General features: G+C 40.5%; 15 protein-coding genes. 2 read left to right on the top strand and 13 right to left on the bottom strand.

The genetic code is table 11. The features are described from left to right. Nucleotides 1-5: 5 nt before the first annotated feature. The 4 genes from AC6JAD_RS01655 to AC6JAD_RS01640 all read right to left on the bottom strand — a co-directional run bounded on the left by AC6JAD_RS01655 (nucleotide 6) and on the right by AC6JAD_RS01640 (nucleotide 4,498). The gene (locus AC6JAD_RS01655; RefSeq protein WP_461304297.1) at nucleotides 6-1,733 is read right to left on the bottom strand and encodes a leucine-rich repeat domain-containing protein; all 1,728 of its coding nucleotides are present in this window, start codon (nucleotides 1,731-1,733) and stop codon (nucleotides 6-8) included. A 62-nt stretch (nucleotides 1,734-1,795) separates the two neighbouring features. Next, nucleotides 1,796-2,479, bottom strand: a complete 684-nt coding sequence (msrA, locus tag AC6JAD_RS01650; RefSeq protein ID WP_461304296.1) for a peptide-methionine (S)-S-oxide reductase MsrA — start codon at nucleotides 2,477-2,479, stop codon at nucleotides 1,796-1,798. 116 nt (nucleotides 2,480-2,595) lie between these two features. Continuing rightward, a complete protein-coding gene (locus AC6JAD_RS01645) occupies nucleotides 2,596-3,378 on the bottom strand; it encodes a zinc ribbon domain-containing protein (protein ID WP_461304295.1) in 783 nt (260 codons plus the stop codon). A gap of 4 nt (nucleotides 3,379-3,382) precedes the next feature. Further along, the gene (locus AC6JAD_RS01640) at nucleotides 3,383-4,498 is read right to left on the bottom strand and encodes a Nif3-like dinuclear metal center hexameric protein (RefSeq protein WP_461304294.1); all 1,116 of its coding nucleotides are present in this window, start codon (nucleotides 4,496-4,498) and stop codon (nucleotides 3,383-3,385) included. A gap of 45 nt (nucleotides 4,499-4,543) precedes the next feature. Between AC6JAD_RS01640 and lpxK the strand changes: the two genes are divergently transcribed. Beyond that, complete coding sequence (gene lpxK, locus AC6JAD_RS01635) at nucleotides 4,544-5,554, top strand: tetraacyldisaccharide 4'-kinase (RefSeq protein ID WP_461304293.1); 1,011 nt, start codon at nucleotides 4,544-4,546, stop codon at nucleotides 5,552-5,554. Here lpxK and AC6JAD_RS01630 read toward each other — a convergent pair. From AC6JAD_RS01630 to AC6JAD_RS01600, 7 genes are all read right to left on the bottom strand, one after another. Then, complete coding sequence (locus tag AC6JAD_RS01630; RefSeq protein ID WP_461304292.1) at nucleotides 5,551-7,803, bottom strand: tetratricopeptide repeat-containing hybrid sensor histidine kinase/response regulator; 2,253 nt, start codon at nucleotides 7,801-7,803, stop codon at nucleotides 5,551-5,553. The genes lpxK and AC6JAD_RS01630 overlap by 4 nt on opposite strands. A gap of 31 nt (nucleotides 7,804-7,834) precedes the next feature. Beyond that, nucleotides 7,835-8,833 carry a type I glyceraldehyde-3-phosphate dehydrogenase gene (gene gap / locus AC6JAD_RS01625; RefSeq protein ID WP_461304291.1) on the bottom strand — a complete coding sequence of 333 codons (999 nt, stop codon included), beginning with the start codon at nucleotides 8,831-8,833 and terminating at the stop codon, nucleotides 7,835-7,837. A gap of 13 nt (nucleotides 8,834-8,846) precedes the next feature. Next, complete coding sequence (gene lipA / locus AC6JAD_RS01620; protein WP_461304290.1) at nucleotides 8,847-9,719, bottom strand: lipoyl synthase; 873 nt, start codon at nucleotides 9,717-9,719, stop codon at nucleotides 8,847-8,849. A gap of 67 nt (nucleotides 9,720-9,786) precedes the next feature. Beyond that, nucleotides 9,787-11,001, bottom strand: coding sequence for an Nramp family divalent metal transporter (locus tag AC6JAD_RS01615; RefSeq protein ID WP_461304289.1), 1,215 nt, complete (start codon nucleotides 10,999-11,001; stop codon nucleotides 9,787-9,789). Then, nucleotides 10,998-11,570 (bottom strand): RNA polymerase sigma factor, encoded by a 573-nt coding sequence (locus AC6JAD_RS01610; protein ID WP_461304288.1) that lies wholly within the window; start codon nucleotides 11,568-11,570, stop codon nucleotides 10,998-11,000. Before AC6JAD_RS01610 ends, AC6JAD_RS01615 begins: the two co-directional genes overlap by 4 nt. After that, nucleotides 11,561-12,655 (bottom strand): glycosyltransferase, encoded by a 1,095-nt coding sequence (locus tag AC6JAD_RS01605; RefSeq protein WP_461304287.1) that lies wholly within the window; start codon nucleotides 12,653-12,655, stop codon nucleotides 11,561-11,563. Before AC6JAD_RS01605 ends, AC6JAD_RS01610 begins: the two co-directional genes overlap by 10 nt. A 16-nt stretch (nucleotides 12,656-12,671) precedes the next feature. Further along, nucleotides 12,672-12,875, bottom strand: a complete 204-nt coding sequence (locus AC6JAD_RS01600) for a membrane or secreted protein (protein ID WP_461304286.1) — start codon at nucleotides 12,873-12,875, stop codon at nucleotides 12,672-12,674. Nucleotides 12,876-12,965: 90 nt separating this feature from the next. Between AC6JAD_RS01600 and AC6JAD_RS01595 the strand changes: the two genes are divergently transcribed. Next, the gene (locus AC6JAD_RS01595; RefSeq protein WP_461304285.1) at nucleotides 12,966-13,562 is read left to right on the top strand and encodes a fasciclin domain-containing protein; all 597 of its coding nucleotides are present in this window, start codon (nucleotides 12,966-12,968) and stop codon (nucleotides 13,560-13,562) included. On the opposite strand, the gene murB is transcribed toward AC6JAD_RS01595, so the two are convergent. After that, nucleotides 13,555-14,568, bottom strand: coding sequence for a UDP-N-acetylmuramate dehydrogenase (gene murB / locus AC6JAD_RS01590; RefSeq protein WP_461304284.1), 1,014 nt, complete (start codon nucleotides 14,566-14,568; stop codon nucleotides 13,555-13,557). The genes AC6JAD_RS01595 and murB overlap by 8 nt on opposite strands. Beyond that, on the bottom strand, nucleotides 14,568-15,758 hold the full coding sequence (locus tag AC6JAD_RS01585) for a pyridoxal phosphate-dependent aminotransferase (protein WP_461304283.1): 1,191 nt from the start codon (nucleotides 15,756-15,758) through the stop codon (nucleotides 14,568-14,570). The genes murB and AC6JAD_RS01585 overlap by 1 nt, the downstream gene beginning before the upstream one ends. Between the last annotated feature and the right edge of the window lie 57 nt (nucleotides 15,759-15,815).

Genomic DNA, 15,815 nt, shown 5'->3' with positions numbered 1-15,815 from the left:
GTTGGTTAGAGACTGCAGTCAGTCGAGGATTCTATTTGCCATTCCTCCGGATCATATCCATTTCCAAAAACGGAATATTCGGGGAATCCACCGCTTAAATCCGACACGACAGTGTTTTGCATGTAGTTGGTAAGACCACAGAAGTCCGTTAGATTTGTATTCCCACCTACATAGAAATATATGGATTTTTCATTAACACTATCTACCAAATTTGAGAGATCATCCATGTTTTCCAATTGATCTAAGGAACCAAGGTTGATCCAAGTGGTGTATTGCAGACTATTTAAAGGGCTAAAATCACTCACATTGGGGAGATATAATAATTCTAATCCGCCGGATGATACCAAATTAAAACCTTCCAAAGAGGTTAGAAGTGGTAAGTTATTTAGTTCGAAGCGACCTGTATTTGTTTGTAGATTGGAAATACCCGATATAGAGTTCAAATTGGGGAGATCAATCAACTGAAATGTCTCGGGAAAACCTCCGCCGTTGATTTCAATTAAATTGGAGAACCCATCCAAGTTAGATATTGCTAAATCTTCCAAATTCAATTTTCTCGTAAAGTTCAAGGAAGGAAAAGACAATTCATTTACCAAAGGGAGGTTTTTGAATTCTAACCATCCAACCACGGTTTGAAGGTTATCTAAATTTCCGATATCCGCAAAACTCGCACAATCAACAATTCTAAGATCTCCGTCAATAGTACTAAGATTGGGAGCACCATTTAATGATGTAAGTGTTTCCAAATTATCAAATATCAATGATTTGGCACTTTGAAGATTATCAAGTCCATCTAGGCTCGAAATGGGGAAATCCACATACAAATCATCATTTAGTGCCTGTAGGCTATTGAGTCCTTGAAATGAACTTATATTGGGTGTGTCTTCCAAGCGAAACCAACCGATGGTTTCAATATTGTTCAAACCTTCAAAAGAAGTAAGGTTTGGTAAATCCAATAACCAAATACTCCAAACATTTGCAGGGCTTAAAATGCCATCAAAATTTTCAATTGCCATGTTTTCTACATAAAGCCTGTCTGCATTTTCTGAAAGCCCCAAGCCATCCAAGTTTGCTAAATTAGGGTTGTCCTTTATCTCTAACCAATCGATTTGATCCCTAATTCCTTGCAGGGCTGATACATCTTCAAGGTTTTGGTTGTTGGTAATGACTATTTTCCGAGGTCCTTCATTGAGATTGGTTAAATTTTCAAGCCCATTGAGATTTTCCAAATTAGAATCACTTATATATAAATTTCGGACACTCTCCAAGGAAGCTAAATTTGATATGTCCGTGACATTTGTTATGAGTAGATCAAGGCTTATAGAGGTGAAATAAAAATTATCGGCCTTTTCTTGGGTGTCAACTACATAATGTCCTGCGTGTGTTAGGTCTAATGAAGTAGTAAATTCAAAATTGGCGAAGGTTTGATTGCCATTCTGCTCTATAGCAAATACCACTCCGTTATAAGTGGTGGTTTCTTCCAGACCGTTTAAGTTATACATTGATCCTGTGTATCCTTCACGTACTGTTTGTCCACTCAATACTATTTCATAAACCACGGGAGAAGTATTGCCCTCCAACGTCCAGCTTATAACAGCATTCTGTTCACTAGTTTCGTTTACGGTAACCGTAAGGGTTAGGTTTCCATTTTCTGCATTACCGTCATTGTCATCATCACTGGAGCAAGCAATAAATAGAAGAATAATCGCAAATAGGTTGATTAGCTTTTTCATAGGTAAAAAATAAGCGAATCCGTCTGGATTCGCTTAAAGTTACTAAAAAAAGTGAATGGCTATTAATGCTTTTGATCGGCTTTCAACAATTGCGGGAACTTTTGTTGAAATCGGATCAATCTCGGAAGCGATACACCAAGGATATATGAGTTGTACGGATTCCGCTTTTCATAATTCTGATGATAGTCTTCGCCCACCCAAAACTTTTGGAAGGGTAGCACTTGTGCGGCCACTTTGCCTTCACCATAAATAGCTTCCTGTTCTTTTACTTTTTCGTCTATAATCTTTTTCTGTGCATCATTTTGATAGAAAATAATGGAACGGTATTGGGATCCGCGATCCGGTCCTTGTCCATTTACCTGGGTAACATTCTGGGATCCGAAATATACATCTACCAAATCACTAAAGGAGACTACGGAGGAATCATAAATGATCTCTACAGCTTCTGCATGTCCTGTAAGCCCTGTGTTACTGGATTCGTAGGTAGGATTTTTAGTATGGCCACCGCTGTATCCCGAAATGGACTCCTTTACGCCTTTTACACTTTCGTAAATGGCTTCAACACACCAAAAACATCCACTCGCAAAATAGGCACGTTCGTAACCATCATTTATTTTTACTTCTACTGGTGTTTGTTCTTTTTGGGCTTTGGCCTGATCTTCCTTGTGTTTCTTGCTCATATCTTGGCAAGATGCCTGGGTAGCCAACAATACTAAGGAAAAGGAAAGTAATACTATTTTTTTCATCGTTTTTAAAGCTAATTCGTTGTATTAGTTCGGAGATTTTTGCAAACCTTACCTAAAGAAACAAAAAAAGCCCTCACGAAGGTGTGAAGGCTTTGTTATATCTAATTGGATAAATCTTATTTCAATTTAGTAAAGAGTTTGTTCATTTTCTCTCTTTCTTCCTCTGCCAATGCAGGATCTACCAAAATACGACCACTGTGTTCATCTGTAATGATTTTTTTGCGGGATGCAATTTCCATCTGCACCTGCGGTGGGATCGTAAAGAAAGATCCACCGGAGGCACCTCTTTCTACAGGCACTACAGCCAATCCATTCTTTACATTGGATCGGATGCGCTTATATGCATTTACCAATCGATCTTCAATGTTCTTCTCGTATTTGGCTGATTCTTTAAGTAAGGCCTCTTCTTCCTTTTCGGTTTCGGCCAGGATTTCGTTGAGTTCCCCTTGCTTGTGCTTTAGGTGCTCTTCGCGTTCTTTTAATCGTCCCTTGGTCGTTTCGATCACTTCATTCTTCTGTTCAATCTGCGCCTTAAACTCCTTAATGTGCTTTTCGGCCAACTGAATCTCCAATTCTTGGTATTCAATTTCCTTGCTCAAACTATTGTACTCACGGTTGTTTCGCACGTTGTCCTGCTGGGAAGTATATTTTTTGATCAACCCCTTGGATTCTTCGATCAAGTTTTTCTTGTCCTTAATGCTTTCCTCGATTACCTCTAAATCGGCATTCATTTTTTCCAAACGGGTATTCATTCCCGCAACTTCATCTTCCAAGTCCTGTACTTCTAAAGGAAGTTCTCCACGAACATTTCTAATCTCATCCACGCGTGAGTCGATAAGCTGTAAATCGAACAATGCTCTTAACTTCTCTTCTACAGTACTTTCTGTTTTCTTAGCCATAAGTTTAATAATATGTAATAGGATTGGTGTTAACCCTTGATAAAATCACCTTGCTTTCCGTCAAGGCAGGTGCAAAATTAGTAATTTTTTTCCTAAGGTGAGCAACTAATAAATCTTTTGTATACTGCTCACTTTCATAGTGTCCCACATCTGTGAGCAAGATTCGGTTTTCTGCGCTGAAAAAGTCGTGGTATTTTAGATCGGCGGTTATGAAGGCATCGGCTCCTTTGCCTTGTGCCGCTTTAATGGCGAAACTTCCGCTACCGCCTAATACAGCTACTTTCTTAATGCTTTTTCCAGTGAGTGCACTATGGCGAACGCAGCCTGTTTTAAAAACGGCTTTGGTATGTTTGAGAAAGGCTTCTTCAGATAATGATTCTTCCAATTCCCCTATCATCCCCATCCCAATATGTTGGTTGGTATTGTTCAAGGTGGTTACTTCATACGCCACTTCTTCATAAGGATGGGCTTGGAATAGCGCCTTTAGGATAACAGGTTCTAGATGTTTCTGAAAAGTAATCCCTATTTCTATCTCCGGTTCAAAATGCGTTTCCCCCACATTGCCCACGGTAGGATTGGCATCTTCATTCCCTTTAAAGCTGCCCATCCCAGAGTGGTTAAAACTACAATTGCTATAATTGCCAATTTCACCTGCCCCGGCCGCAAAAAGTGCTTCCCGTACTTGCTCTGCCGCATTATGGGGCACGTACGTAGCCAATTTACGGATGGTTCCCGATTGGGGAATAAGTATCTGTCTATTTTGTAAGCCCATTTTTTCACACATCATGGCATTGACGCCATTCCATGCATTATCCAAAGCGGTATGAATGGAAAAAATGGAAATATTGTGGGCGATGGCTTTTAGTACGACTCTTTCTACATAAGTTTTCCCTGTGATGCGTTTTAACCCTTTGAAGATAATAGGATGAAAACTTACGATAAGGTTACAGTTGTTTTCGATGGCTTCCTCTACTACGGCCTCCAAGGTATCCAGAGTAACGAGGATGCCCGATACTTCATTCTGCGCATTGCCCACCAGCAACCCTGTATTGTCAAAATCTTCAGAATAGGCAAGGGGAGCCAATTCTTCCAACAGCTGAATCACATCTTTTACCTTCATATGGGTGTATTTTACCGTAAAGATAAAAAAGTATACTTTCGTTATATGAACTTTCGCAAACTCCTTTTTCCTTTTTCCATTTTGTATGACGGAGTGACCACCCTGCGCAACAAGGCCTATGATATGGGGTGGAAAGAAAGTACCACATATGATATCCCTGTCATTTGCGTTGGGAATCTTTCGGTGGGCGGTACAGGGAAATCACCCATGATCGAGTACCTATTGCAATTGTTGAAGGAAAAATATAATGTGGCTGTGCTGAGCCGAGGATACAAAAGAAAAACTTCCGGATACCTGGAAGTACAACTTGAAAGCACCGCCGAAGAGGTAGGGGATGAGCCCCTGCAATTCAAAAATAAATTCCCAGGGATAACGGTAGCGGTATGTGCGGATAGAAGGGAAGGAATCGAACAGTTGAAGAAAAAAGCAGGAGTCATTTTATTGGATGATGCGTTTCAACATCGAAAAGTGAAACCCTCCTATACTATTGTTCTAACGGCTTTTGATGACCTTTTCCTTGACGACCACTTACTTCCGGCAGGTAACCTGCGAGAATCAAGGGCTGGAATTCAGAGGGCTAATGTGGTTATTGTGACCAAATGCCCGCAAGATGTGCCGTACGCCACACTTCAGGAAATTCAATATCGAATGAAATTGAATCCGGAACAGCGCGTGTTTTTTTCAAGGATTGGCTATGGTAAGTTCATTCAGGGCAAAACGGAACAGTTGCCTGTTGAGTATCTCATGGATAAACCTTTTTCATTGGTAACGGGAATTGCCAATCCCAAGCCATTGACTGCTTATTTAAAAAAGCGGGGTTTTGTTTTCGAGCATTTAAAATACCCCGATCATCATCACTTTTCCCAAGGTGAAATAGAGCTGCTTAAGAAAAAGGAAATCGTGCTTACGACCGAGAAGGATTATATGCGTTTACAGCCCAAACTAGATAAGTTTGCTTTGTACTATTTGCCCATTACGACCGAAATTCTAAATGATCAGGCATTCACATTAAATGAATTGGTGTTGGATGCAATACAGGGTTTCCGCAACTCCTAATTATTCACCAGCAGGTTTCGGCTTTCTAGCGTACGGTAAATCTTTTCGAAGAACTCCTCTGTTTTAAATGGCTTTGGAATGATCTCGTTGAATCCAGCCCGATAGAAGTCATCAAGGTTTTCATCAATGGTTACGGCTGTCAAAGCAATTATTGGAAGGTCTTTATTGAATTTTCGAATTTCCTGGGTGGCTTCAATACCACTAATACCCGGCATGTGAATATCCATAAGAACCACATCGAAGTTTTTCTCTTTAACCAAGGCAACAGCATCCGAACCGTTATCTGCTACCAAACATTTCATCTTGTTCTTTTCAAGAATCTTTTTGGTAATCATTTGGTTAATTTTATTGTCCTCTACGACCAAGATGTTTCTGTTTTCAAGGGCCACGTAATCTACGTCGTAAATAATATTTTGTGGGTTTCTTACCTCCCGTACTTCTTCAACTAGGGCAAAGTTAATATCGAACCAGAATTTGGAGCCTTTACCCAACTGGCTTTCTAGTTGAATCTTACTTCCCATTAACTCCAGCAAGTTCTTAACAATGGAAAGACCAAGTCCTGTACCACCGAATTTACGGTTAATCTGCAAGGAAGCTTGAGAGAATGTTTCAAAAATACTTTTCTGCTTTTTCTTTGAAATACCCACACCATTATCTTCTATTTCAAAACGAAGCGTTACACGTTCCTTACTTTCACCCAACTTCTTTATACGAACATTTACATCACCGTTTTGGGTAAATTTCAACGAGTTACCGATAAGGTTAATGAGAATTTGCGAAAGTTTTAATGGATCCCCCATAAGCTTCTCTGGGATGCTTTCATCAAACTCGAAATGAAGGTTGTTCTTCCTGTCGTCGGCCGATTTTTTAAGCGCAACCAATACATCGTTCGCCCTCTTTTTAAGGTTGAAGGATGTTTTTTCTACCTCCACTTTATTCGCCTCCAATTTATTTAGGTCCAAAATATTGTTGATAAGCGATAGTAGGTATTCACCAGAGAACTTCAATGAATTGAGGTGTTCTTTCTGATGCGGTTTTGGATCTTCTTCAAGGAGTAAATGGGTAAGTCCAGTAACTGCGTACAAGGGTGTTCTTAACTCATGGGTAATGGTAGATAAGAATTGGGCTTTTGCCAATGATGCTTTCTCAGCCTTTTCCTTGGCCAATTGCAGCTCATTATTCTTGTCTTGTAATAGTTCGTTTGCCTTGGCCCTTAAGTTATTGTTCTTATACAAAGAAAGGGTAAGCAGGGAGAGTATAACAATTAGGGCAATACTAAGCCCTGTGGTCATCTTACCGAAATTAATGGAGCGTTGCTGCTTGTCAATATTGTCCTGCTGGTCTTCAATAATCTTATTGAGGTCACCCACATTGGTTTCTGCATCTATCCCCTTCGATATGGCGCTTAAGTATATTTGGTACAAAGAATCATTTCTGGTTTCATATATCCGCATGCTTTCTTCGGCTTGCGTAAAATTGTTTTCCTTGAGGGCGATATACGATTGAATTTTGTAACTATCTATCTCTAACCTTGTGTAATTGTTTTCCAAGATAATAGTCAAGGCGTCATCAAGTGCCTTTTTCGATTTGCCAAGCCCATTGTCCACATCGGTATTACTAAGATGTAGCAGTGCTTCGGCTTTGTTCAATAAAGTAAAGGCTCTTTGGTATTGCCATTTGGGTTCTTCAAAATTGGGCAAGGCAGCATCAAAATAATTTACCGCATTCTTATAGGAATCTTTCTTTAATTCAAGAATACCGAAACCGAGCAACACATTCGCCCTATTCTTTTCATCATTGTTTTTAGTAAACCAATCATCCGCTTTGCGAAGGAATTCTTCCGACTTCTGAAATTCGCCAGTCCTTGTGGAAATTAGCCCCATTAGTGTATGGGCCTCTGCCAATGCCCTTTTATCAGCGGTATTTTCCAGCAGGGTAATGATCTTTTGGGTTTCCAGCGCCGCCTTCTCATAATTCTGGATAAAATAATTGACCTGTGCTATACTGAAAAGGACTTCTACACGCTCACTATTGTATTGCGCCGAGTAGGAAAGCTTGTAAGCCTTGTTTAAATTGATAATTGCTTGATCGTAACTTTGCGTGGAAAGGGAAGAAACCGCATCGGCATGAAACTTTTTGATTAGGGCCAAAGTATCTTCGTCTTTTTGCTGGCCCCATATACATAGCGGGGTAAGTAGGATAGCAAAAAGAAGGGCAAGTTGCGGGTATTTTCTTCGTATGTAAAGCATTAATTTTAACGCACTTCGCCGATAAATATAGTTATTTCCTCGATAATTGTAAGATTAAATCTACAATTCTTGACGAATAACCTATCTCGTTGTCGTACCAACCGATGATTTTAACCATTTTACCGATCACCGATGTCATTCCGGCGTCAAAGATACACGAATGCGGGTTTCCCACAATATCGATTGACACAATAGGATCTTCGGTGTACTGTAAAATACCTTTAAGTTCGTTGTTTGCAGCATGTTCGAAAGCTAAATTAATTTCTTCAATACTGGTATTTTTTGAAACGTTGAAAGTGATATCTGTTAAAGAGCCATTGGCTACAGGAACGCGAATACCACAGCCCCCGATAACATCCGCTAGCTCTGGGAATACCTTGGTTAATGCCTTTGCAGCCCCAGTAGTAGTGGGGACAATAGATTGCCCTGCAGCACGAGCACGCCTTAAATCGCGATGGGGTTGATCATGCAAACTTTGATCGGTAGTGTAGGAGTGTACCGTCGTAATATATGCCTGTTCAATACCGCATAAATCATGGATTATTTTTAGCATGTGAGCCGCATTGTTGGTCGTGCACGATGCATTGGAGACAATGGTGTCTTCTTCAGCGATAATAGCATCGTTTACACCCAATACGATGGTCTTAATAGAATCTTCTGAAGGAGGAACCGAAAGGATTACTTTTTTGGCACCAACCTCAAGATGTTTTTCCAAACTTGCTCTATCCCTATATTTTCCAGAGGCTTCGATCACAATATCAATATCATTCCAAGGAATGTTTTCAATGTGCTTTTCCGAGGAAAACCGCACTTTTTGTCCGTTTACAATAATATGGTGCTCATCATAGGTCACTTCCCGTTCTAAAACCCCATGAATACTGTCATATTTAAGTAAATGACTGAGGGTTCTGGCATCCGATATATCATTTATAGCGACCACTGCAATGGACGGATGATCTAGCAATAAGCGAAAAAGATTCCTTCCAATACGTCCAAAGCCGTTTATTCCAATCGTTATTGGGCTTTTCATGAATTGTTAGCGGTTAAGTAAGGTGTTTCTGAGCCTTATATGAAGAACGGACCAAGGCACCACTTTCTACATGGCGGAAGCCCATTTCAAGTCCTATCTCTTCATATTTCTTGAATTGTTCTGGAGTAATGAATTCTTTTACGGGAAGGTGCTTTTTTGAAGGTTGCAGGTACTGGCCAATAGTAACGATATCCAATCCAACACCACGAAGGTCTTCCATGGTTTGAAGGACTTCCTCTTCAGTTTCACCAAGACCAAGCATGATTCCACTTTTGGTACGACGTATTCCTTCTTGTTTTAGATAGCGAAGTACTTCTAAACTGCGCTCGTATTTTGCTTGAATCCTTACTTCCCTGGTTAAGCGTTTCACGGTTTCCATATTATGGGACACCACTTCTGGAGCTACCTCAATAATTCTGTCGATGTTCCTTGTGTTTCCTTGAAAATCAGGGATCAATGTTTCCAGGGTGGTCTCTGGATTCATTCTTCGAATGGCTTTTACTGTTTCTGCCCAAATAATGGATCCCATGTCCTTAAGGTCATCCCTATCTACGGAGGTGACCACCGCATGTTTTATATCCATTAATTTGATGGAGCGAGCCACTTTCTCTGGTTCGTCCCAATCTACAGTTTCTGGCCGACCCGTTTTTACTCCACAAAAACCACAGGATCGCGTACAAACGTTCCCCAAGATCATGAAGGTAGCGGTTCCCTCGGTCCAGCATTCTCCCATATTTGGACAGCTTCCCGAGGTGCAAATTGTGTGCAGATTGTATTTGTCTACCAATCCGCGTAGTTCCGTATACTTTTTACCCGTGGGTAATTTCACCCGAAGCCATTTTGGCTTTGGTGCTGGTTTCTGAATTTCTAGGGATGTTGTTTCCATAGCTGTGCAAAGATACTACTTAAAACGTCCAAATTCCAATTGCAGTGTTTCAAAAAATGAAGGGTTGTCATAAGCCGGAAATAGAATAGATATACCACGCGCTAAACCCAATGAGCACCAGTATGGAAACGACACTAAATACCCGGTAGTATTTCTTGGGTCTGGCAGCGGCAGGTGTATGTTTTCCGTTTATAAGCTTGAAATTTAAAATGGCATAAAAGGGAGCGGTTAAAAATGACAATACGGTGGCCACTTTAATGAGAAGCCCCATTTCGGCAATAAAAAAGAAGAAAATGGATAGGGTTCCCAGCACTAAAACCAGCAACCAGGTGATATATCCTTTTTTCAGGGGTCGATTTGCAAAAATTTCGCTTGTTCTGTGCATCACTCGCGGGGAGGCATCCAGAGTCGTTAGGGTAGTACTGAACATGGTTGTTAATGCAGCTATGCCGATAATGATTTTGGCCCAATCCCCTAAGCTGGAGGTGTACATGGCAACCAATTGATTCGCAAATACAGTTCCATTGGATGAGAACTGTGTGCCACTATTAAACATAATGAGAGCACCCAAGGCAACAAATCCGATAGCCAAAATAGTTGTGGCAATGTAACCCACATTAAAATCGAACTTAGACTGTGAGGGCGTAATGGTCGGATCAATCTTTTTCTTTTCTACCGTCCATATGCTCTGCCAAATCGATATGTCCAGCGGAGCTGGCATCCAACCCATGAAAGCAATAAGGAAACCAATAGACATGGCATCCTTGGGCAGTACCTGCGAAAAAGTAACGCTTTGAGTTTCTTGAAAAGCTAGGGTAACAGCCAAGATTGTGCTAATGGTAAGCCCGATAACAATAATTTTCATGAGGCTGTCTAATACCTTGTACCTTCCCAGCAACAAAATCACAAAGCAAATTCCTATAATTACTGCTGTCCAGATTTTTGGATTACCTCCAAACAAAGAAGAGGCAATTCCAGCAGTTACAATGGTTACCGCTGTTTGTATGGTAAACATTGTGGCGAATGTGATAATGAAATAAGCAATTAGAACACCCCTGCCCATTTTTTCATACCCTTTGAGTAAGCTTTCCCCTGTGGCGCTGGCGTAGCGCGGTCCAAACTCGAAAAAGGGATATTTAATTAGGTTAATAAGGAGCAGTGCCCAAAGAAGTCCAAATCCAAAATCGGCCCCGGCCCTTGTAGATTGAACCAAATGGGATACACCGATGGCTGCTCCTGCAAATAAAAAACCAGGACCTAGTTTTTTAAGGGTTTCTTTCAACTTTTTCTGTTTTGGGTAATGACTTCCAGCAATAGTTTCCGTGCTCGTAACAAACGCACTTTTACGTTGCTCAAAGGTTCTTTCAAGATTTTGGAAATCTCATTGTAGCTCATTTCCTGAAAGTATCTCAAATTAATGATCTCTTGGTAATCAGGTTTTAATTCCTTTATACACCTCAGTAGTTCAGCTAGGTTTTGTTCGCGTATGAGTTGATCTTCTGGCGACGGTGTGCTGTCCACAATTTTTCTAACCTGTTCATCGGTAGCCTCTGTGGTTTGAGAATGTATCGAAGCATTTTTCTTCCGGCTTTTATCTATCTGAATGTTCTTGGAAATAGTTACCAACCATGTGCTGAAATTATAATTCGGATTGAAGCTGGAAATTTTATCAAAGGCCTTGGAAAACGTTTCAATGGTTATGTCCTCGGCATCGTGTTCGTTTTGTACCCTTTTAAGCTGAAAGCCATATACCGTATTCCAGAAATGATCTAACAAAAAGTTGAAGGCACTTTGGCTTCCCTCTTTGGCTTTCTCTATTTGTTCTTTTACTTCGACCGGATTTATTTCCACTTTTTAGGTTTTGAAATGGAATTGGTAATAAAGATAGTTAATTGAAATAATACCAAAAACAGTTCTAATAGTGGGATGAAGGGAGTCAGGTCTTTTTCCTTTAGAACTTTAGCCCCATTGCCTATGAAAATATATTGGAGGGCAATTCTAAATATGAAAACACCTAATGTCATTTTCCAATCAACAAATGCAAAGCACAACCCTGTCAATACCCAAAACAATAAGTTGCTACTGTAATAAGCGGCTAGCAAAAATCTATGCTTGGGTTTGTAATGAGTGGCCGTGGTCACATGCCTTCTTTTTTGGGTAAACCAACTTCCGAAAGAAGACTTAGGTTCGGAATGAGTGAAGGCATCTTCGTGAAAACATATGGAGGTATTATTTTTTGTAGCCGACTCATTTACAAACAAATCATCATCGCCAGAAGGAATATCCATATGGGACATAAAACCCCTATTGTCATAAAAAAGTTTACTCGTATAGGCCAAATTCCTGCCTACGCCCATATAAGGCATTCCTGCTTTAGCATACGAGAAATATTGAATGGCTGTCACCAATGTTTCGTACCTCACAAATCTATTGAGTAGGCCCTTTCTTTTTTCGTAGGCACCATACCCTAGCACGATTTCAGTCTCTTCCGATAATCGCTGGGTCATAAGGGATAACCAATTATTACTGGCGGGTTTGCAATCGGCATCGGTAAACAGCATGCGTTTATTCACTGCCCTTTTTATACCTAGTGTTAGGGAGTATTTTTTATTGGACCAAAAGGCTTCATTGTTTTCAATGTTTACGGTATGCACGCGATTATCCTTTTCGGCAAAGGACTCTATAATCTCCTGCGTATCATCTGTAGAAGCATCATTAATTAAAATAAGTTCAAAACTGGGATAGTCCTGTGCAAGCCAAAGGGGAATGTTCTTTTTAAGGTTGTCCGCCTCATTTTTTGCACATACAATAATGGAAACAGGGAATGCTCCATTTTTTTCCTGGGCCTCGGGTTGTAAAAAGGTGAATTTGGAAAAAAGGAGAAAATAGGCCGTATTAATAAGTACAACGGCTATGAATAACCACAGTAGCAACATTTTGGTAAGCTACAATTTAGTTGTGTTCTTTTTCGTTACAGCTGGAAAACTGTTCCGGGGTTTTTCCACAAAAACTGCAATTCTCGCCATCTTGGTTCAAAAAAGGACTTTGACTCGCACAGGTTCCGGCAAACTTGCCATCCTTCTTAGCCCATATTTTTACTGCAATTCCAGCGAAAGCCAGCAACAAAAGAACAAGCGTGATAAGTAGAATTCCCATATAAAACAATTAGGGTGCAAAAATACAATCTTTCTTACTGAAATGATAAGATTTTAGCTATTTTTAGCATCAAAATAATACAATCTCATTATGAATTTTTTCCGTTGGACCCTTTGTTTTGTATGTGTTGGAGTGTTATTCGTTTCATGTAAATCCGATTCAAAAAAAGAGGGTGATCAAATTGAAGCAAATGTACCCGCAAAAGAGGAAGTTGTTGCCGTGAAACAGGATTTGAACGATAAGAACCTCTTGGTAAAGACGATGTCAACCCCTGAAGCCAAGGTTTTTACCAGTGCTTTGGTCACCACCGGATTAACGGATTTATTGAACGCAGATGGGCCCTATACCATTTTTGCACCCTCTTCAGAAGCATTTGATGGGGTAAACAAGACCAAATTAAACTTCTACCTAAACCCTGAGAACAAAGAAGCTTTCACCCAACTTGTCCGAAATCATATAGTCGGCGTAGATATGAGTTCGGCCGATTTGTTGCAAGCGGTGAGAAAAAATAAAAACTACGAGTTAGAAACGCTTGGAGGTGCCGTTTTGAAAGTATCTGTGAAAGACGGCAACTTGTTTTTGACGGATGCGCAAGGCAATGAGGCGTCATTAGGTAAAACGGATATTTTGGCTTCCAACGGAAAGCTGCATATCATTGGTAATGTGCTCAGCGTAAACGCTAAATAACATTTACTTCGGGTTCTATATAGATTCCGAAATCTTCTTTTACTTTCTTTTGAATTTTTAATGCCAATTCCCATAGTTCGGAACCTGTGGCTTCTCCATGATTTACCAAAACCAACGCTTGGTTTTTGTGAACCCCTGCATCTCCATAACGCTGTCCTTTAAAACCAGCTTGCTCAATGAGCCAGCCCGCAGGGATTTTAAATTCGGTAGGGGAGACCTCGTAAAACGGGGCATTGGGATAAGCAAGACGGAATTTTTGAAAATCATCGGTACCAATCACAGGATTTTTGAAAAAGCTGCCACTATTTCCAATTTTAGCCGGATCCGGTAACTTGGATCTTCTGATGGCTATAACAGCATCGGACACATCCTTGATAGAAGGGGAAATCACGTTTTGTACTTCCAACTGATTTTTTATGGCACCATACGAGGTGCTTAGTTCGTGGCTTTTGGTTGTAAGCTTTAAAACCACACTGGTTATAATGTGTTTTCCTTTAGCCTCATTCTTAAAAATAGAATCCCGATATCCGAATTGACAGTCGGACCGATTAAACGTTCGCTCTGTAAGGCCGTCTATTTCCAAGGCCTTACAACTCACAAACACATCTTTTAATTCAACTCCGTAGGCTCCGATATTCTGTATGGGTGCAGTTCCCATATTACCAGGAATTAAGGAAAGGTTTTCTACACCACCATAGTCATGCGCTACGCAATGCATGACGAATTCGTGCCAGTTTTCGCCAGCACTCACTTCGAGGGTTATAGTACCATGGTCTTCAGAAAGGACTGTTATGCCTTTTAAATTCACATGAACAACCAAGGCGTCTATGTCTTGGGTGAGCAACAGATTGCTTCCGCCACCCAGTACAAAATGCGAGGGATGTACTTGCTTAGATAGAAGGGTTTTTAGTTCGGCAACTGTTGTGACCGATGCAAAATACCGTGCTTTGCAGTCGATCCCAAATGTATTGAAGGATTTTAAAGATTTATGTTCTTCAATTAACATTAATCTTGATATTGCTGTAATGCCTGCCTCAATATTTCAACAGCCTTAATAAGGCTCTCTTTTTTCAGTACGTAGGCAATTCTTACTTGATTTAAACCTTCGCCAGGAGTGGAATAAAACCCTGCTGCTGGAGCGACCATAATGGTTTCTCCATCCAAATCGAATTCTTCCAATAGCCATTGGGCAAAGCGATCACTGTTTTTAATTGGAAGTTGTGCTATGCAATAGAAAGCCCCTTTGGGAATACCCACGGTAACCCCAGGTATTTTTTGTAGTTCGGAAATCAAAGTGTTTCTACGATCTACATATTCTTCAATCACATCATCAAAATAACTTTGAGGCGTATCCAAAGCCGCCTCGCTGGCTATTTGGGCAAAAGTGGGTGGGCTCAATCGAGCTTGTGCGAATTTTAATGCAGTTGCAATCACTTGCTTATTTTTAGAAACCAAACATCCAATTCGCGCCCCGCACATACTATAGCGCTTGGAAACAGAATCGATAATGATACCGTTTTCCGCCATGCTCTCTTCCTGTAAAATAGAATAGTGCTCCAATCCGTCGTAAACAAACTCACGATATACTTCGTCCGCTACCAAAAACAGATCGTGCTTTTTCACGATTTGGGTTAGCGTCTGAATCTCCTCTTTTGAATATAAATAACCTGTTGGATTCCCCGGGTTACAAATGAGAATGGCTTTGGTATTGGGTGTGATTAATTTTTCGAACTCCGAAATAGGGGGCAACGCAAAATTGTCTTCTATTTTTGAGATCACAGGAACAATCTTCACCCCCGAAGCTGTTGCAAAACCATTGTAATTGGCATAAAACGGCTCGGGTATGATCACTTCATCACCTGCATCACAGATACTTCCCATAGCAAATAGTAAAGCTTCACTTCCTCCGGTGGTTACAATGATATCGTCGGCGTCAACTGGAATATTGTTTCGTTGGTAGTAGGCTGCTATTTTTTCACGGTATTCTTCCGAACCTTCCGATCTGGAATAGGCAAGCACATCAATACCGTGCTTAGCCACCGCTTCCATAGCCATGGAAGGTGATTTAATATCGGGCTGACCAATATTGAGATGGTATATATGTTTATTTTCTTTTCGGGCTTTTTCTGCGAACGGAACCAACTTACGAATAGGTGATTCCGGCATTTGTAATCCTTTACTGGAAACTGTTGGCATATTTTAAAAATTGAGACAACAAAGTTGCAAAATATTTATTAAAAACATTGCAATTGA

This window comes from Aureisphaera sp. (assembly GCF_059726885.1).
Note: the sequence above shows the minus strand (reverse complement) of the source record. Positions and strands in the feature narration are given on the sequence as shown.